Origin of the sequence: Microbacterium sp. Bi98 (assembly GCF_918698045.1) — a bacterium.
In the GTDB taxonomy this organism is placed as follows: domain Bacteria; phylum Actinomycetota; class Actinomycetes; order Actinomycetales; family Microbacteriaceae; genus Microbacterium.
Genome location: NZ_CAKKLK010000004.1, coordinates 190,071 through 206,457, shown reverse-complemented (window position 1 = coordinate 206,457; position 16,387 = coordinate 190,071). Strand labels below are relative to the sequence as shown.

The window sequence follows — 16,387 nt, the reverse complement described above, 5'->3', positions numbered from 1 at the left end:
TTCCCCCGGGCCTCATGTCCGAGGCCCGGGGGAGAATGGTGTCATGGGTCACGGTGACGGCAGAGGGCGCATCGTGTCGTCCGCGGATGCCGACGACACCGGCACGAGCATCCTGCACGTCGATATGGATGCGTTCTACGCGGCCGTCGAGGTGCTCGATGATCCGAGCCTGCGAGGACTGCCGTTGATCATCGGAGCGCCTGACGGTCGCTCGGTGGTGTCGAGCGCCTCGTACGAGGCTCGTCGCTACGGCGTTCGCGCAGCTATGCCGGTCTCTCAGGCTCTGCGCCTGTGTCCTTCTGCGCGCATCGTCCCTCCGCATTTCCATCGATACCACGCCGTCTCGCGACAGGTCATGGCGATCTTCGAGTCGTTCACGCCTCTCGTCGAGCCGCTCTCTGTCGACGAGGCGTTTCTCGATGTGCGGGGCGTCCGACGTCTGTGGGGGAGCCCTGCGAGAATCGCGTACCTCGTTCGCGAGCGAGTCAGAGAAGAGGTCGGGATCACCTGCAGCGTCGGCGTCGCTGCGACCAAGCATGTGGCGAAGATGGCCTCGACGATCTCGAAACCTGACGGGATGCTGGTCATCGCCGCATCGGAAACCCAGGACTTCCTCGATCCGCGCCCAGTGCGTGCGATGTGGGGTGTGGGCCCGAAAGCCGCCGAAGCGCTGGAGGGACGAGGAATTCGCACAGTGCGGGACATCCGCACCTCGTCGCAGGCGATTCTCGACCGTGCCGTCGGACCGGCTCTGAGCGCTCGGCTCTCGGAACTCGCCCGCGGGGAGGACCCCCGTGCAGTCGAGACCGAGCGGGTGGAGAAGAGCATCGGGCACGAGGAGACGTTCGACACGGACATCATGGACCGATCGTTCCTCAGGGCTGAGCTGCTGCGCCTCGCGGACCGCGTCGCGGCGCGTCTGCGGAAAGCAGAGTGGGAGACCTCGACCGTCGCCATCAAGATCAGGTTCGACGACTTCCGCACCATCAGCCGTTCACAGACGCTCCCGGAACCCACCGCGGTGGGGCAGCGCATCGGCGAAGCGGCTCAGACGCTCTTCGATCAGATCGAGCGACGCGATCCTGTGCGGCTCGTCGGGGTGCGCGCAGAGAAGCTGCGCCCCGCCGGCGGTGGCGGGTTCGGCCTGTGGGACGACGATGAGGACTGGCGACGCGTCGAGGGCGCGGTCGACGACGCCGTGGCACGGTTCGGGAGCGCCACGATCAGTCGAGCGCGCCACATAGGGCGCGGTGACGGCCGCGGCGCTGCCCAGCATCCCAAGGCCCATGGACTGGATTGACGCTTGTCGCGGACGATTCCTGGACTAGCGTGGAGCCATGCCCAACATTGCACTGGAACTCGGAAAGCAGGCCGCCGCGTTCGGCGTGAAGAGCGCGTACGGCGAACAGCAGGATGTCGATGGAGTGAGCATCACTCCTGTCGCTTTCACCTACTCCGGCTTCGGCGGAGGCAGCGGTGACGGCGCCGAAGGCGGTGGTGGCGGAGGTGTCTCCGTGCCGGTCGGCGTCTACGTCCGCCGCGAGGAGGGACTCCGATTCGAGCCCAACATCGTGACGCTGCTCGTCGTCGCCGTGCCGTTCATCTGGGTCACCGGGCGCGCGCTCTCTCGCATCATCCGTGCACTCAAGAAGTGACGACCCGGTCGCTGTCGCGCTCGAGCGCGCAGCGACCCAGATCGTCGAGGACATCCGGATGCTGTCTGCGGCCAATCCGGTCGTCCTCATCGACGGTCGCAGCGGTGCCGGTAAGACGACTCTCGCCCGGATGCTCGTCCAGCGCTGGCCGATCGCCGGACGGGTGCAGCTCGTCGCTCTCGACTCCATCTACCCCGGTTGGGACGGCCTCAGCGACGGAGTGGAGCGAGCACTGAACGGTATTCTGCGTCCGCATGGTCGCGGGTACCTCGGGGAGTGGCGACGCTGGGACTGGGCGAAGGGCGCCGAGGCTGAGACTCACGCGGTAGACCCCTCGCTGGGCGTGCTCATCGAGGGGAGCGGGATACTGACCCCGGCCACCGCGGCGATCGCGGACGTGCGCGTCTGGATCGAGTCCGCCGAAACCGGCCGCAAGGCGCGGGCTCTGGCGCGGGATGGGGAGACGTACCGGCCTCATTGGGAGCAGTGGGCGCGGCAGGAAAGCGATCACATCGCGCGCGATGATCCCCGCTCCCTGGCGACCAGGGTCGTCGAAGTGCCGTAGCTCAGAGGAGGCGGTCCGCCGCTTCGACAGTCAGCTCGAGACGATATCCGAGCCAGTCGTAGACACCGTACCTCGGGTCGTCGGGATCATGATCGTCATCGTTCTGGATCCCGAGACGCTCGGCGATGACGAGTCGGAGGGCGGTGAGCGTGCGCATCCACGCGTCGACATCAGACAGGGGGATGTCGAGATCGTGCTCTGCGAAGGCTTCGTCCCGGGGCATGTCGCCGAGGTCCCCGCGCATCCCGGCGAGTGCGGTACGGACGATGTCCGCGTCCAGAGCGCGTCGATCCAAGAGATCGTCTCGGGTCGCGTCACGGAACGCGCGCGACGAGTCTTCGTCTTCGGGATAGGGGTCTGGAATCAGGCGACCGATCGCGGGATCCTCGACGTCGCGGTTCGCTCCCACGAGTTCACGGAAGTCGTCGACCAGGTGCACCAGCTGCGCACCCTCGACGCGGGCCATCCGCACCCGTACGGTCAGGTCGGTCACCTCGAAGCCTTTCGGACGGTCGCCCAGAGGCCGTAGTCGTGCATCGCCTGCGCGTGCACCTCCATCGTCTCGCGCGGGCCCGTAGCGACGATGGCCTGACCGTCGTGGTGCACCTGTCGCATCAGCATCGTGGCTCGCTCGAGCGAATATCCGAAATAGGTGCGGAAGACCCGCACGACGTAGCTCATCAGATTCACCGGGTCGTTCCACACGACGACCTCCCAGGGCTCGAGCGGGGCGGCCGAGAGATCGAGCTGTTCGTCGATGTCAGGTGTAGCGAGGGGACTCATGCCGAGCCCAGCGTGTGGAGCTGCTCGTCGTCGATGCCGTAGAAGTGCGCGATCTCGTGCACGAGGGTCGTATGGATCTCGTCGCGAAGCTCGTCATCGGTGTCGCAGGCGGCCAGATGAGACTCGCGATAGACGACGATCCGATCCGGGAGCTCCCCGGAGCCGTATTGCGTGCGCTCCGTCAGGGCCAAGCCGTCATAGAGTCCGAGCAGGTCGAGGCTTCCATCCTCCGGACGATCCTCGACGACGAACACCACGTTCTCCAGCCCGTCGACCATCTCGTCGGGCAGGCGATCGAGCTCGTCGATCACGAGCTCTTCGAAGTCCGCTGCATCCATCTCCATCAGCTCCAGCCTATTGCCGGCTGGGGGAGCTGCGCGTCAGTGGAGGAAGACGAGGAGGCCCGCGACGGCGATGAAGAGGACGCCGAAGACACTGTTGAGCGTCCGCTGCCCTCGCGAGGATCTCGTGAGCCTGCGGAACGGCCCGGCCGCTGTGGCGAAGAATCCCCACATCACCACGATGTCGACGATGATGACGGTGCCGATGAGAGTGAGGTACTGGGGGAGTTGGGGCTCGTCCAGTCGGATGAACTGCGGGATGAAGGCGAGGAAGAAGACGATCGCCTTGGGATTGAGTAGGTTGACCCAGAATCCGCGTCTGATCATCGACCAGTGGCCCTCGTGCAGGTCGACGACCGTCCCGTCGTCATCGGCGGCACGTCGAGGCCTCGTGAGGATCAGTCGGATTCCGAGGAAGACCAGGTACGCCGCGCCGGCATACCTGATCACGTTGAAGAGGACTTCGGACTGCGAGACGAGAAGCCCCAGGCCCGCGGCGACGATCACGACATGGAGGACGAGAGCCAGCTGCTGCCCGAGGATGCCCCAGATCGATCGGCGCCAGCCCTGACTCAGAGCGTTCGACATCGTGTTGATGGCACCGGCGCCCGGCGTGAAGCTGATCACCACGCAGGCGGTCAGAAGCGAGAACCACACGGCGAGCGACACCCCGCAATCCTAGGGGCAGCTCAGCGTGCTCTCGATCACCGCCGCCTGGGCTTCAGGACCGCGGCGTCATCCGACGAGGAGAACAGAAGAAGGTCCGAGTCTCTCGACTCGGACCTTCTTCTGAGTGGGGTGAGTAACGGGACTCGAACCCGCGACATCCGGCACCACAAGCCAGCGCTCTACCAGCTGAGCTATACCCACCATGTGCCAATCGCGATTGGCAACCAGACGAGTCTATTACATGTTCGGGGTGAACTCTGACACGGTGCGAGTGGCGATGTCGCGAGCGTCGTCACTCGACGGTCCGGGCTCGTCGACGAAGACCGCCTCACGGTAGTACCGCAGCTCGCGGATCGACTCGAGGATGTCCGCGAGGGCGCGGTGTCCGCCGTCCTTCGCCGGCGCCTGGAAGAACACCCGCGGGTACCACCGCCGCGACAACTCCTTGATGCTGGAGACGTCGACGTTGCGGTAGTGCAGCCACTGGTCCACCTGGCTCATGTACTTCGCCAGGAACATGCGGTCGGTGCCGATGGTGTTGCCTGCGAGCGGAGCCTTGCGTTCGAGGGGGACGAACCGCTTGATGTAGGCGAGGGTCTGCTCCTCGGCCTCGGCCAGCGAGACGCCATGCGGGATCTCTGTGATCAGCCCGGAGGACTCGTGCATCTTCGTCACGAAGTCGTTCATGTTCTCGAGTGCTGCGTCGCTCGGGCGGATCACGATCTGGAAGCCGGGATCGACCGGACGCAGTTCGAAATCAGTGATGACGACGGCGATCTCGACGAGCTCGTCGACGGAGAGATCGAGACCGGTCATCTCACAGTCGATCCAGACGAGGCGGTCGTTCTCTGAGGCAGATACCATGTCGCCATCCTATCGACGGCTCCGACATCCGAGTCGGGCGCGGTACGGTAGTTCTGTGCGCCTCCGTAGCTCAGGGGATAGAGCAGGAGCCTTCTAATCTCTTGGTCGCAGGTTCGAATCCTGCCGGGGGCACCATCGCCTGGGCACGTGTGCGGAGGCTCATCCGTTCCGCAGCGCGGCCACCGCATCGTCTGCGCTCCAGAAGTCTCCGACGAGTCGGAAAGACGACGTGGCGAGGTGGAGGCGTTCCGCCCGATACCTGACCCCGAGGGGATCCGGGACGAGGCGCAGATGCCCGAGGACCCGGTCCTTCGCGTCCTGCACCCGCCAGAGATGGGCTGAGGCGCGCACAAGGTGCTCCTTCTTCGCCGACAGCCGCGGCGTCGCGTGGGGAACCTCGGGGACGGACGTGATCAGGGTGGCGGACATCGAATCTCCTTTCCTGATTCGAACGTATGACCGACCACCGACATTGCGCGGGTGGCGTGAGGCGGCGGCAAGCGCAGTTCTTCTGCACATGCGGACGTCGATTCTGGTTGTTCAGGATCTGGTGTTCCGCGTGCGCAGGAAGCACCGCCGGAGCGCACTCTGTAGCGAGCCGGACGCACGTTCCGGGCACAGAGGAGCGAACATGTACGACACAGTGACGATCGTGGGAAACGTTGCGACCGATCCCACCCAGGGGCGCACGACCAGCGGGATCCCTGTCACGAACTTCCGACTCGCCAGCACTCACAGGCGGTTCGACGAATCGACGCGGACCTGGATCGACGTGGTCACGAACTGGTATTCGGTCGCGGCTTTTCGCCAGTTGGGAGAGCATGCCAAGGCCTCGCTGCGGGCGGGCGACAGCGTGATCGTCACCGGGAGGATGAAGATCCGCGCCTGGGAGAACAACGGCAAGCAGGGGACCAGCGTCGACATCGACGCGGATGCGATCGGCCACGACCTCCGCTGGGGCACGACCGCGTATCGCCGTAGTTCCAGATCGACCGTCGACGCGCCTCCGCGAGGTGGCGCGGCGCCGTCGGATGCGGTCAGCGACGACGCGGGGAGCCTGGGCTCGAGCGATGAGATGAAGGACATCGACACGTCGTGGGCCGCGAACGACGCCGAGCCTGCGGGATCAGGCAGCGACCTCGTGGGTTCGTTCCCCTCAGGGTCCGGTGCGTCCTGAGGGCGGGTGAGGACTGCGTCCGACGCACTCGATCGTGGTGAGCCGGACGCGTGCGGAGGAGGACGCCCGTAGACTCGGTTCGTGCTTCGACGACCGGACTCCTCCGCACCGCGTTCAGCGATCGCAGTCGGCATCGGCACGACTCTGGTGCTGCTGCTGACGGCGTGCGGTCCGACAGCCTCGCCCGCACCGGCACCGGGTCCGACCGACGCCGCTGCGTCGCCGGGGCCGTCGGCATCTCCGGCAGGTCCCGTGTTCGTGGCGGACGGCAGTGCGGAGGACAACCTCCCGCTCTTCGCAGCCGTGACCGACGGCGTATGGGCATCCGAGCAGAGGGTTTCCGGCCGCGCGTATATCGATGCCCTGACGGCGGCCGGCTTCGACAAGGCCGCCATGCAGGTGACCGCAGACGTCACGACGGTCGGAAACCCGGTCGAGAGCCTGCAGTTCGCGGTGCGTTGGGGCGACGCGGAGTGCCTCGTCGGTCAGGTGGGACCGTCGACCGGCGAGCCCGTCGCCGTCGTGATGCCCCAGCTCGCAGAGGGGCGCTGTCTCGTCGGTGCGACGCGGGCAATCGACTGGTGATACGGCGGCTCCGGTAGCGAGCCCTGCGATCGCCGGTAGGCTGGAGTGTCGATCTTCGACGCCAACAGAAGGAGCGGTTTTCGGTGGCTGAGTACATCTACTCGATGGTTCGTGCGCGCAAGGCGGTGGGCGACAAGCTCATCCTCGATGACGTCACCATGGCATTCCTCCCCGGTGCCAAGATCGGCATGGTGGGTCCGAACGGCGCCGGCAAGTCGACGATCCTCAAGATCATGGCCGGCATGGACACGCCGTCCAACGGCGAGGCGAAGCTGTCTCCCGGCTTCTCCGTCGGGATCCTGATGCAGGAGCCCGAGCTCGACGAGAGCAAGACCGTCATCGAGAACATCCAGGACGGCATCGCCATCAAGGCGAAGGTCGACCGCTTCAACGAGATCTCGATGCTGATGGCCGACCCGGATGCGGACTTCGACTCGCTTTTGGCCGAGATGGGCACACTGCAGGAAGAGATCGATGCAGCCGATGGCTGGGACCTCGACTCGCAGCTCGAGCAGGCGATGGACGCCCTCCGCACGCCGCCGGCCGATGCCGCCATCGCGCCTCTCTCCGGTGGAGAGAAGCGCCGAGTCGCGCTGGCGAAGCTCCTGCTCCAGAAGCCCGATCTTCTGCTGCTCGACGAGCCCACCAACCACCTGGACGCCGAGAGCGTGCTCTGGCTCGAACAGCACCTGCAGGCGTACAAGGGCGCGGTGATCGCGATCACCCACGACCGGTACTTCCTCGACCACGTCGCCGAGTGGATCGCCGAGGTCGACCGTGGTCGGCTCATCGGGTACGAGGGCAACTACTCGACCTATCTGGAGAAGAAGGGCGAACGCCTCGAGATCCAGGGCAAGAAGGACGCCAAGCTCGCCAAGCGCCTCAAGGAGGAGCTCGAGTGGGTGCGGTCGAGCGCGAAGGGCCGTCAGACCAAGTCCAAGGCACGTCTCGCGCGGTACGAGGAGATGGCGACCGAGGCAGAGCGGACCAGGAAGCTGGACTTCGAGGAGATCACGATCCCGGCGGGTCCCCGACTCGGGAGTGTCGTCATCGACGCGAAGAACCTGAAGAAGGGGTTCGACGGGCGTTCGCTCATCGACGGCCTCAGCTTCAGCCTTCCGCCGAACGGCATCGTCGGCGTGATCGGCCCGAACGGTGTGGGTAAGACGACGCTGTTCAAGACGATCGTCGGCCTCGAGCCGCTCGACGCGGGCGATCTCAAGATCGGTGAGACGGTCAAGATCAGCTACGTCGACCAGTCCCGGTCGAACATCGACCCGGACAAGACGCTGTGGGAGGTCGTCTCCGACGGGCTCGACTTCATCACCGTGGGCAAGACGGAGATCCCCTCGCGCGCGTACGTCTCGAAGTTCGGCTTCAAGGGACCGGACCAGCAGAAGAAGGCCGGTGTGCTCTCCGGTGGTGAGCGCAACCGACTGAACCTGGCCCTCACCCTGAAAGAGGGCGGCAACCTGCTGCTGCTCGACGAGCCCACCAACGACCTGGACGTCGAGACGCTGAGCTCCCTCGAGAACGCGCTGCTCGAGTTCCCCGGCTGTGCAGTCGTGATCACCCACGACCGGTGGTTCCTCGACCGCATCGCGACGCACATCCTCGCGTACGAGGGTACCGACGAGAAGCCCGACCAGTGGTACTGGTTCGAGGGCAACTTCGAGGCGTACGAGGAGAACAAGATCCAGCGCCTCGGTGCAGACGCGGCGAAGCCGCACCGCTCGACGCACCGCAAGCTCACGCGCGACTGACCGCCCGATGTCCGACCTGACACCGGGATCCCGGCTGCACATCCCGATCCACCTCCGCTGGGGGGATCTGGACGCCTTCAATCACGTCAACAACACCTCGATGCTGAAGCTCCTCGAGGAGGCGCGCGTACGCGCGTTCTGGCGTGCGGGTCCCGGTGAGCAGGCGCCATCCACCGCTGTGCTCGACTCAGGCATCGACGAGGGAACGCTGACGCTCATCGCTCGTCAGGAGATCGAGTATCTCGCACCGGTGCCGTATCAACGGCGCCCGCTCGAAGTGCAGATGTGGTTCGGCAAGCTCGGCGGCTCCAGCGTCGAGGTCTGCTACGAGGTGCACAACGACCCCACGGCGGAACCTCGCACGATCTATGCGCGCTCCACCGCCATCATCGTGCTCGTCGATGCGAAGACCGGACGACCCACGCGGCTCACGCAGGAGATGCGCGAGGCCTGGGAACCGTACGTCGGACCGTCCATCGAGTACGCCCACCGGTGAGGTGAGCTGACTCGTCGGCGCCGGCCGGATCACGCCGGTGCGGGCACCCTGACCATGATCTCCTGCGCGACCGAGGCGACGAGGTCGCCCGACTGCGTGTAGATGCGTCCCTGGGCGAGTCCACGGCCGCCGCGCGCGTTCGGAGACTCCTGAAGATAGAGCAACCACTCGTCGACACGTGCGGGACGGTGCCACCACATCGCGTGGTCCAGGCTCGCCACCTTGAGCCCGGGCAGGCCCCAATAGACGCCATGGGCCCGGAGGATCGATTCCTGGATCGTCATGTCGCTCAGGTATGCGAGAGCCGCCCTGTGGATGCGCTGGTCATCGGGAAGCGGCGCCTTCATGCGCATCCACACACCCTGTTGAGGGACGCGGTCGTCTGCGCTCGGCAGAAACAGAGGCGAGTCGATATGGCGCACGTCGGCCGCGCGATCACTGAGCATCCGCACGACGCCGGACGGCAGACCGTCGACGCGCTGCTCATCGGGGAGCAAGGAGTCGGGACCGGGGACATCGGCGGGCATGGGGACGGCATGCTCGAGTCCCGGATCCTCGTCCTGGAAGGACGCGATCATCGAGAAGATCGGTACGCCGTTCTGATAGGCCTGTGATCGGCGAGTCGAGAAGGATCGCCCGTCGTGGATGCGATCCACGGCGATCGTGATTCCCTGACTCGCGTCGCCCGGCCGCAGGAAGTAGCCGTGCATGGAGTGGACGGCCCGATCCTCCGGAAGCGTGCGCTCCGCGGCGAGCAGGCTCTGCGCGAGCACCTGGCCACCGTAGATCCGTCCGGACGGCATCGGATGCGACGAACCGGTGAAGATGTCCTCGGTGGTGCGTGCCTGCGTCGAGTCGAGATCGAGCACGTCGAGGAGTTGTTCGACGGTGCGGATCGCGTGGGCGTCGGCGGTCATGACTTCCTTCCCGCGACTGCGGATGCTTCTGGCGTTGCTAGTTTAGAGGGTGTGCCCCACCAGCTTCTTCTCGCAGACGCCGAGACCGCGAAGGACGTTCTGACCTTCCTCGGACGAGCGAGCCGCATCTCCGATGAAGGGGTTCGGCTGCAGGCAGCGAGGGGAGTCCTCGCGCTGACGGGCGCCGCGCTCTCTCCTCACGGCCTGTTCGATCAGACTCCGACCGTGCTGGCGATGCGAGTCGTCCAGGCGGACCCCGAGCTCGAGTGCGACGTCGTCGTCGCCGCGCTCACAGCGACGGACGACGAGCGCGCCCTGACACTGCCGGAGACCGGGCTCTCACCCGCGTGGGCCGGGGTCGCCCCGCCGCGCGGCCACTGGCAGGCGACGTCGACTCTGACGGCATCCGTGATCGCCCGACGCGCCCAGTGGGGGATCAGCGCCGTTGCTCGTGGAGCGACGCCGGGCGCGGGCGAGGAGGCGGTCAGAGCCCTCCGTGCGGCCATCTGGGGCGAGCCCGATGACGATCTCGGCGGTCTGCCGCGCGGAGTGGCATTCGCGGCGGACGCGTTCGGCTTCATCTCCGGCGAGGAGGACGTTCCGGTCATGCAATCGGGGCGATGGACTCGGCTCGCCTTCCGTCGCGGACACGTTCTCTCCCGAGGCCCGGTCGCGTCGGGCCTGACCGCCGTCAGGGGTACGGGCTCCGCACAGTAGACGCGTACGAGCTCACCGCGCGGCAGCGCGCCCGGCCTGACGACCCGAGAAGAGACATCCGCCGAGGAACGTGCCCTCGAGCGCGCGGTAGCCGTGCATCCCGCCGCCGCCGAAGCCGCTCGCCTCGCCCGCGGCATACAGACCGGGGATCGGTTCGCCGTCGGCTCCGAGAGCACGGCCGTCGAGATCGGTATTGATTCCGCCGAGTGATTTCCGCGTGAGGACGTGCAGTTTCACAGCGACGAGCGGACCTGCTGCCGGATCCTGGAGCCGGTGCGGTGCGGCGGTGCGGATCAGCCTGTCGCCACGATATCCGCGCATGGAGCGAAGCATGCCGATCTGGGCGTCCTTCGAGAACTCGTTGTCCATCTCCAGGTCGCGCGCCACGACCTCCCGTCGGACGTGGTCGATGTCGAGCGATTCGCCGCCGGGATGCCGCTTCATCTGCTCGAGCAGGGACTCGAGATCGTTCTCGACGATGAAGTCCGCACCCTCGTCGAGGAATGCCTGCACCGGGCCGGTCGGTCCCTTCGCCAGTCGGGACTTCACCAGCAGACCGACGTCCTTGCCCGTCAGGTCGGGGTTCTGCTCACTTCCCGAGAGGGCGAACTCCTTCTCGACGATCTGACGAGAGGTGATGAACCACGAGTGGTCGTAGCCGGTGCGGCGGAGGTGGGCGAGCGTGCCCAGCGTGTCGAAGCCAGGAAACAGGGGGACAGGCAATCGCGTCCCCGTGGCATCGAGCCACAGCGACGAGGGTCCGGGGAGGATGCGGATGCCGTGGGACGGCCAGACCGGATCCCAGTTCGTGATGCCTTCGACGTAGTGCCACATCCGGTCACCGTTCACGAGGCGAGCCCCCGCCGCGTCCGAGACGGCGTGCATCGATCCGTCCACGTACGCGGGCACCCCCGTCAGCATGTGCTCGGGCGGCACGCCGAGGCTCGCAGGCCATGCCGCACGCACGAGATCGTGGTTGCCGCCGATGCCGCCCGAGGAGACGATCGTCGCTCCGGCGCTGATCTCGAAGTCGCCGATCGCGGACCGTGACGACTCGACGCCGCGAAGCGCGGGGCTCGACTCCAGGATCGTTCCCCGTACGCCGGTGACGGCTCCGTCGGTGGTGACGAGTTCGGTCACCCGGTGGCGGGGCAGGATCGTGATCCGGCCCTCGCGCTCACCCTGTTCGACTGCTGCGGCGAACGGAGCCACGACACCGGGGCCGGTGCCCCAGGTGATGTGGAATCGCGGAACCGAGTTGCCCGGACCGAGTGCACCGTATCCGCCTCGCTCGGCCCATCCGACCACGGGGAAGAACGTGACGCCGCGTTCGCGCAGCCACGCGCGCTTCTCACCGGCCGCGAACTGGAGGTAGGCCTCGGCCCACCGGCGCGGCCAGTGATCCTCCGGGCGGTCGAAGGAGGCCGTTCCGAACCAGTCCTGGGTCGCCAGCGCGAGCGAATCCCGGATCCCCATCCGTCGCTGCTCGGGCGAATCGATGAAGAAGAGTCCGCCGAACGACCACCACGCCTGCCCGCCGAGATTCGTGCGCGGCTCCTGGTCGACGAGGATCACGCGACGCCCGGCATCCAACGCCTCACTCGCCGCGACGAGCCCGGCAAGCCCCCATCCGATGACCAGTACGTCTGCAGACAGGGGCGTGGTCGTCATGTGCTCTCCGTTGATTCCTGACGTGATCGCGTCTCGAGCGTGGGACGCCCGGCGGAGGGTGCGCCGATGCCGGACGGCTCGAATGTGTTCACCATGGCATACGCGGCTCGTTCCAGGTAGTCCCAGAGCGTCGATTCGTGGAGTGGCGACAACTCCGCCTCGTCCACGGCCGTTCGCATGTGCCGGAGCCACCGGTCACGCGCGTCGGGGTCGACGTGGAACGGCATGTGGCGCATCCTGAGGCGGGGGTGGCCACGAGTCTCGCCGTACGTCGTGGGGCCGCCCCAGTACTGCTCGAGGAACAGGAGCAGGCGTTCCTCGGCGGGGCCGAGATCCTCTTCGGGATACATCGGCTTCAGGACAGGATCGAGTGCGACCTCGCGGTAGAAGACCGACACGATCTTCGCGAAGGTGTCGCGACCGCCGACCTCGTCGTAGAAAGTCACTTCTGGGGGCTCCCGTCGTCGTTCGTCTTCTTGCGTCGCCAGATTCCCCTGTCCGGGATCGCAGGCACGCCGGTGACCGCGTTCGGACGGGTCTTGGGCGGATTCGCACCCCGAACCCGGCGTGCACCGTCGAGACCGGTGGGCACGACCGTCGTCATGCTCGGGAGCGCGATCTCGTTCTCGAGCAGGGCCGACCGCAGACGCTTGCGCAGTTCCTGCGCCACGTCGTCCTTGGCGTTCGCGCGAGCCTTGATCACGAGACGGATGACCAGGGCGTCGCCGTCGATCGACTCGAGACCCCACAGCTCCGGCTTCTCGACGATGCGAGTTCGCCACTTCGGATCCTTGGCCAGCGCCAGCGCGGTGTCCAACATGGTCTGCTCGGCCTTGTCGAAGTCCGAGTCGACGGGCACACCGACGTCGATGATCGCGCGCGCCCAACCCTGGGACATGTTGCCGATGCGGAGCACCTCGCCGTTCCGGACGTACCAGAGGGTGCCGTTCACATCACGGACCTGGGTGATGCGCACACTCACGTACTCGACGACGCCTGACGCGAGACCGAGATCGACGACGTCGCCGATGCCGATCTGATCCTCCGCGACGATGAACATGCCGTTCAGCACGTCCTTGACGATGTTCTGAGCGCCGAAGCCGAGGCCCGCGCCGACCGCCGCAGTGAGCAGGGTGAGGGAACCGAGCAGGGTGGGGGACAGATGGTTGACCACCAGCACGATCGCGATCACCACGAGCATCACATTGACGATGTTCTGCAGGATCGTCCCGAGAGTTCGCGTCCGCTGCACGAGGCGCATGTCGGCGAGCGGAGATCGCTCGAGGGCCTGGGTGTCGTCGACGTCTGCCTTGCTCTTCGCACTGTCGACGATCCGGTGCACGACGCGTCGGATGACCACTCGGAGGACCAGACCGATCAGGATGCAGCCGCCGATGATCGCGACGACCCCGAGAGCTTGGAGGCCCACGTCCCGGAGCACGGTGACAGCATCCATCCACCAGTCGGGGAGTGGGGTCTCTGCAGGGTCAGGGTTCGTATCGAATGGCTGCATCATCCCCTCCAGAGTAGCGATCAGGCCTCTGCGCGGGCTGGATGCACCGCACAGAGGCCTGATCGGGAGAGACGGGTCAGTCCTCTGCGTCGCGAGACTGCGCGGCGAGCGACCGCTCGACGTCTGCGAGGTTCTCGAGCACGAGACGACGGAGTGCCGGTGCGGCGTCCTGATTCGCGGACAGCCAGGCCCGAGTCGCGTCGCGCAGTTCGACATCCGCGATGGCGGTGGGGAACAGGCCGACGATGAGGTACTGCGCGATCTGGTAGCTGCGGGACTCCCAGATCGGCACGAGCATGTCGAAGTACGCGGGAACGAACTCGCGGAGCGATTCGGCGCCCGCCGGGTGGACGAAGCCGAGTGCGGCCGAACGCACGATCGTGTTCGGAGCGTCGTCACGATCGATCAGCGAGGCCCACGCGGCCTTCTTCGAGGCGGAGTCCGGCAGCGCGGCACGGGCCTGCGCGGCGAACTCGCCGCCCTTCGAGGTGTTGTCCGAGGACAGCGCGGCATCGATGGATGCTGCGTCCGTCGCGCCGATCGTGGCGAGGCCCACGAGGAGCTGCCAGCTGAGGTCCGCGTCGATCTCGAGACCGGGAAGCGTCTCCTCGCCGGAGCGCAGTCGACCCACGATGCCGGCGTGCTCGGGAGTGACGAGCGCGTTCGCGAACGCCGTCACGAACTGGAGCTGGCTGTCGCTGCCCGATTCGGCGGATTCTGCGAGTGCCCAGAGACCGTCGGCGACCTTCTGGCGGGCCGCCAGGCGGTCCTCCGGCGTGACGTAGAGCGTCGCAGCCGTGCGCAGTTGCGCAAGGGTCGTACGGACCGTGGTCGACTCCGTCTCGCGGCCGATGTTCCCCAGCACCAGATCGATGTAATCGGATGCGGCGGTCTCGGCGTCGCGGGTCTGATCCCACGCCGCTCCCCACACGAGCGAGCGTGCGAGGGGATCACTGATGTCTGCGAGGTGCTCGATCGCCGTGGCGAGGGAACGGTCATCGAGGCGGATCTTCGCGTAGGCGAGATCGTCATCGTTGAGCAGCACCAGGTCGGGGCGCTTGAGGCCGTGCAGCTCGGGGACTTCGGTGCGGTCTCCGTCGACGTCGACCTCGGCATAGTGCGACCGCACGAGTGCGCCGTCCTGGAGGTTGTAGAAGCCGATGCCGAGGCGGTGAGGGCGGATGGTGGGGTAGTCCGCGGGAGCAGTCTGTGTCACGGCGAACCGCGTGATGGTGCCGTCGACGTCGTCGGCGATCACCGGTTCGAGCGTGTTCACGCCCGCGGTCTCGAGCCACTTCTTCGACCAGGTGCTCAGATCGCGACCGCTGGTGGCCTCGAGCTCAGTGAGCAGATCGCTCAGCTCGGTGTTGCCCCACGAGTGCTTCTGGAAGTACTGCGAGACACCCGCGAAGAACTCCTCGATGCCGACCCAGGCGGCGAGCTGCTTGAGAACCGAGCCGCCCTTCGCGTAGGTGATGCCGTCGAAGTTCACCTGCACGTCTTCGAGATCGTTGATCTCGGCCACGATCGGGTGGGTGGACGGAAGCTGATCCTGACGGTAGGCCCAGGTCTTCTCCATCGCGTTGAACGTGGTCCATGCCTCGGTCCACTCGGTGGCCTCGGCGGTCGCGATCGTCGACGCCCACTCGGCGAACGATTCGTTCAGCCAGAGGTCGTTCCACCACTTCATCGTGACGAGGTCGCCGAACCACATGTGTGCGAGCTCATGCAGGATCGTGACGACGCGACGCTCCTTGACGGCGTCGGTCACCTTGCTGCGGAAGACGTAGGTCTCGGTGAAGGTCACCGCGCCCGCGTTCTCCATGGCGCCGGCGTTGAACTCCGGGACGAAGAGCTGGTCGTACTTCGCGAACGGGTAGGGGACGCCGAACTTCGACTCGAAGTATGCGAATCCCTCGCGGGTCTTGTCGAAGATGTAGTCGGCGTCGAGGTGCTGCCAGAGGCTCTTGCGTCCGTAGACGCCGAGCGGGATCACCCGGCCCGAGGCGCTGGTGAGCTCGGAGAACGTCGCTTCGTAGGGCCCGGCGACGAGCGCGGTGATGTACGAGGAGATGCGCGGGGTGGGCTCGAAGCCCCAGGTGGCGACCGAGTGGTCGTCGTGCACGATGGGCTCGGGCGTGGGGGAGTTGGAGACGACCTTCCACGACGCCGGTGCGGTGACCGTGAACTGGAACGTCGCCTTGAGGTCGGGCTGCTCGAACACCGCGAACACGCGTCGGGAGTCGGGGACCTCGAACTGCGAGTAGAGGTAGACCTCGCCGTCCACGGGATCGACGAACCGGTGGAGTCCCTCTCCGGTGTTCGTGTAGAGGCAGTCCGCGTCGACCACGAGAACGTTCTCGGCCTGCAGACCGGCGAGTGCGATGCGCGAGTCGGCGAAGACCTCGTCGGGGTCCAGCTGCTCGCCGTTCAGCGAGATCTCGCGCACGTCGCGGGCGATCAGATCGATGAAGGTGGTGCTCTCCGGCGTCGCGGTGAACCGGACGACGCTGCGGGAGCCGAAGACCTCCGCACCCTTCGTCAGGTCGAGCGAGACTTCGTACGACTGAGTGTCGATGACGTCGCGGCGCTCCTGCGCTTCGATGCGGGTGAGGTTCTCTCCAGGCACAGCTGTACTCCCAGGGGTGAGGGGATGCTGCCGCAACCCAGC

General features: G+C 66.4%; 19 protein-coding genes and 2 tRNA genes. 9 read left to right on the top strand and 12 right to left on the bottom strand.

All coding sequences use genetic code 11. The annotated features are described in order from the left end of the window. Nucleotides 1–43 precede the first annotated feature (43 nt). From dinB to LQZ85_RS09340, 3 genes are read left to right on the top strand one after another with little or no spacing between them, the layout of a single operon-like run. Nucleotides 44–1,300: a DNA polymerase IV gene (gene dinB / locus LQZ85_RS09350; RefSeq protein WP_056278689.1), complete on the top strand. Its 1,257-nt coding sequence runs from the start codon at nucleotides 44–46 to the stop codon at nucleotides 1,298–1,300. A gap of 37 nt (nucleotides 1,301–1,337) precedes the next feature. After that, entirely contained in the window at nucleotides 1,338–1,655 is a 318-nt protein-coding gene (locus LQZ85_RS09345) for a hypothetical protein (RefSeq protein WP_053096016.1), read from the top strand. Then, the gene (locus tag LQZ85_RS09340) at nucleotides 1,639–2,220 is read left to right on the top strand and encodes a hypothetical protein (RefSeq protein WP_157538167.1); all 582 of its coding nucleotides are present in this window, start codon (nucleotides 1,639–1,641) and stop codon (nucleotides 2,218–2,220) included. The genes LQZ85_RS09345 and LQZ85_RS09340 overlap by 17 nt, the downstream gene beginning before the upstream one ends. 1 nt (nucleotide 2,221) lies before the next feature. On the opposite strand, the gene LQZ85_RS09335 is transcribed toward LQZ85_RS09340, so the two are convergent. The 6 genes from LQZ85_RS09335 to orn form a co-directional block, all read right to left on the bottom strand. Then, nucleotides 2,222–2,713 (bottom strand): DUF2017 family protein, encoded by a 492-nt coding sequence (locus LQZ85_RS09335; RefSeq protein WP_056278691.1) that lies wholly within the window; start codon nucleotides 2,711–2,713, stop codon nucleotides 2,222–2,224. Continuing rightward, nucleotides 2,710–3,003 (bottom strand): ATP-dependent Clp protease adapter ClpS, encoded by a 294-nt coding sequence (gene clpS, locus LQZ85_RS09330; RefSeq protein WP_053096019.1) that lies wholly within the window; start codon nucleotides 3,001–3,003, stop codon nucleotides 2,710–2,712. The genes LQZ85_RS09335 and clpS overlap by 4 nt, the downstream gene beginning before the upstream one ends. After that, nucleotides 3,000–3,347 carry a metallopeptidase family protein gene (locus LQZ85_RS09325; protein WP_230100819.1) on the bottom strand — a complete coding sequence of 116 codons (348 nt, stop codon included), beginning with the start codon at nucleotides 3,345–3,347 and terminating at the stop codon, nucleotides 3,000–3,002. The genes clpS and LQZ85_RS09325 overlap by 4 nt, the downstream gene beginning before the upstream one ends. Before the next feature lie 36 nt (nucleotides 3,348–3,383). After that, nucleotides 3,384–4,013 carry a LysE family transporter gene (locus LQZ85_RS09320; RefSeq protein ID WP_056278693.1) on the bottom strand — a complete coding sequence of 210 codons (630 nt, stop codon included), beginning with the start codon at nucleotides 4,011–4,013 and terminating at the stop codon, nucleotides 3,384–3,386. A gap of 125 nt (nucleotides 4,014–4,138) precedes the next feature. After that, nucleotides 4,139–4,214, bottom strand: a tRNA-His gene (locus LQZ85_RS09315). A 36-nt stretch (nucleotides 4,215–4,250) separates the two neighbouring features. Next, a complete protein-coding gene (gene orn / locus LQZ85_RS09310) occupies nucleotides 4,251–4,877 on the bottom strand; it encodes an oligoribonuclease (RefSeq protein WP_053096022.1) in 627 nt (208 codons plus the stop codon). A gap of 59 nt (nucleotides 4,878–4,936) precedes the next feature. On the opposite strand from orn, the gene LQZ85_RS09305 reads away from it, so the two are divergent. Further along, nucleotides 4,937–5,012, top strand: a tRNA-Arg gene (locus tag LQZ85_RS09305). 24 nt (nucleotides 5,013–5,036) lie between these two features. Here the strand turns inward: LQZ85_RS09305 and LQZ85_RS09300 are convergent. Continuing rightward, nucleotides 5,037–5,306, bottom strand: a complete 270-nt coding sequence (locus LQZ85_RS09300; protein ID WP_053096023.1) for a hypothetical protein — start codon at nucleotides 5,304–5,306, stop codon at nucleotides 5,037–5,039. 202 nt (nucleotides 5,307–5,508) lie between these two features. On the opposite strand from LQZ85_RS09300, the gene ssb reads away from it, so the two are divergent. From ssb to LQZ85_RS09280, 4 genes are all read left to right on the top strand, one after another. Next, a complete protein-coding gene (ssb, locus tag LQZ85_RS09295; protein WP_053096024.1) occupies nucleotides 5,509–6,054 on the top strand; it encodes a single-stranded DNA-binding protein in 546 nt (181 codons plus the stop codon). An 81-nt stretch (nucleotides 6,055–6,135) separates the two neighbouring features. Beyond that, nucleotides 6,136–6,639, top strand: coding sequence for a hypothetical protein (locus tag LQZ85_RS09290; protein ID WP_072591251.1), 504 nt, complete (start codon nucleotides 6,136–6,138; stop codon nucleotides 6,637–6,639). A gap of 83 nt (nucleotides 6,640–6,722) precedes the next feature. After that, the gene (gene ettA / locus LQZ85_RS09285; protein ID WP_053096025.1) at nucleotides 6,723–8,402 is read left to right on the top strand and encodes an energy-dependent translational throttle protein EttA; all 1,680 of its coding nucleotides are present in this window, start codon (nucleotides 6,723–6,725) and stop codon (nucleotides 8,400–8,402) included. A 7-nt stretch (nucleotides 8,403–8,409) separates the two neighbouring features. After that, nucleotides 8,410–8,898, top strand: coding sequence for a thioesterase family protein (locus LQZ85_RS09280; RefSeq protein WP_056278694.1), 489 nt, complete (start codon nucleotides 8,410–8,412; stop codon nucleotides 8,896–8,898). Nucleotides 8,899–8,927: 29 nt separating this feature from the next. Here the strand turns inward: LQZ85_RS09280 and LQZ85_RS09275 are convergent, their stop codons facing one another. Continuing rightward, nucleotides 8,928–9,815: an acyl-CoA thioesterase II gene (locus LQZ85_RS09275; protein WP_056278695.1), complete on the bottom strand. Its 888-nt coding sequence runs from the start codon at nucleotides 9,813–9,815 to the stop codon at nucleotides 8,928–8,930. Nucleotides 9,816–9,866: 51 nt separating this feature from the next. Between LQZ85_RS09275 and LQZ85_RS09270 the strand changes: the two genes are divergently transcribed. Further along, nucleotides 9,867–10,532, top strand: coding sequence for a hypothetical protein (locus tag LQZ85_RS09270; RefSeq protein WP_056278696.1), 666 nt, complete (start codon nucleotides 9,867–9,869; stop codon nucleotides 10,530–10,532). 12 nt (nucleotides 10,533–10,544) lie between these two features. Here LQZ85_RS09270 and LQZ85_RS09265 read toward each other — a convergent pair whose 3' ends face one another. From LQZ85_RS09265 to pepN, 4 genes are all read right to left on the bottom strand, one after another. Further along, on the bottom strand, nucleotides 10,545–12,203 hold the full coding sequence (locus tag LQZ85_RS09265) for an FAD-binding dehydrogenase (RefSeq protein WP_056278697.1): 1,659 nt from the start codon (nucleotides 12,201–12,203) through the stop codon (nucleotides 10,545–10,547). After that, a complete protein-coding gene (locus LQZ85_RS09260; protein WP_222839269.1) occupies nucleotides 12,200–12,691 on the bottom strand; it encodes a globin in 492 nt (163 codons plus the stop codon). The genes LQZ85_RS09265 and LQZ85_RS09260 overlap by 4 nt, the downstream gene beginning before the upstream one ends. Then, nucleotides 12,646–13,719, bottom strand: coding sequence for a mechanosensitive ion channel domain-containing protein (locus LQZ85_RS09255; protein WP_056278698.1), 1,074 nt, complete (start codon nucleotides 13,717–13,719; stop codon nucleotides 12,646–12,648). Before LQZ85_RS09255 ends, LQZ85_RS09260 begins: the two co-directional genes overlap by 46 nt. A 73-nt stretch (nucleotides 13,720–13,792) precedes the next feature. Then, complete coding sequence (pepN, locus tag LQZ85_RS09250) at nucleotides 13,793–16,345, bottom strand: aminopeptidase N (RefSeq protein ID WP_056278699.1); 2,553 nt, start codon at nucleotides 16,343–16,345, stop codon at nucleotides 13,793–13,795. Nucleotides 16,346–16,387 lie beyond the last annotated feature (42 nt).

Coding starts and splice junctions, on each gene's coding strand:
- LQZ85_RS09325 (WP_230100819.1), bottom strand. CDS start 3,347: ATGGAGATGGATGCAGCGGACTTCGAAGAGCTCGTGATCGACGAGCTC.
- ssb (WP_053096024.1), top strand. CDS start 5,509: ATGTACGACACAGTGACGATCGTGGGAAACGTTGCGACCGATCCCACC.
- LQZ85_RS09275 (WP_056278695.1), bottom strand. CDS start 9,815: ATGACCGCCGACGCCCACGCGATCCGCACCGTCGAACAACTCCTCGAC.
- LQZ85_RS09300 (WP_053096023.1), bottom strand. CDS start 5,306: ATGTCCGCCACCCTGATCACGTCCGTCCCCGAGGTTCCCCACGCGACG.
- LQZ85_RS09280 (WP_056278694.1), top strand. CDS start 8,410: ATGTCCGACCTGACACCGGGATCCCGGCTGCACATCCCGATCCACCTC.
- LQZ85_RS09265 (WP_056278697.1), bottom strand. CDS start 12,203: ATGACGACCACGCCCCTGTCTGCAGACGTACTGGTCATCGGATGGGGG.
- clpS (WP_053096019.1), bottom strand. CDS start 3,003: ATGAGTCCCCTCGCTACACCTGACATCGACGAACAGCTCGATCTCTCG.
- LQZ85_RS09345 (WP_053096016.1), top strand. CDS start 1,338: ATGCCCAACATTGCACTGGAACTCGGAAAGCAGGCCGCCGCGTTCGGC.
- orn (WP_053096022.1), bottom strand. CDS start 4,877: ATGGTATCTGCCTCAGAGAACGACCGCCTCGTCTGGATCGACTGTGAG.
- dinB (WP_056278689.1), top strand. CDS start 44: ATGGGTCACGGTGACGGCAGAGGGCGCATCGTGTCGTCCGCGGATGCC.
- LQZ85_RS09255 (WP_056278698.1), bottom strand. CDS start 13,719: ATGATGCAGCCATTCGATACGAACCCTGACCCTGCAGAGACCCCACTC.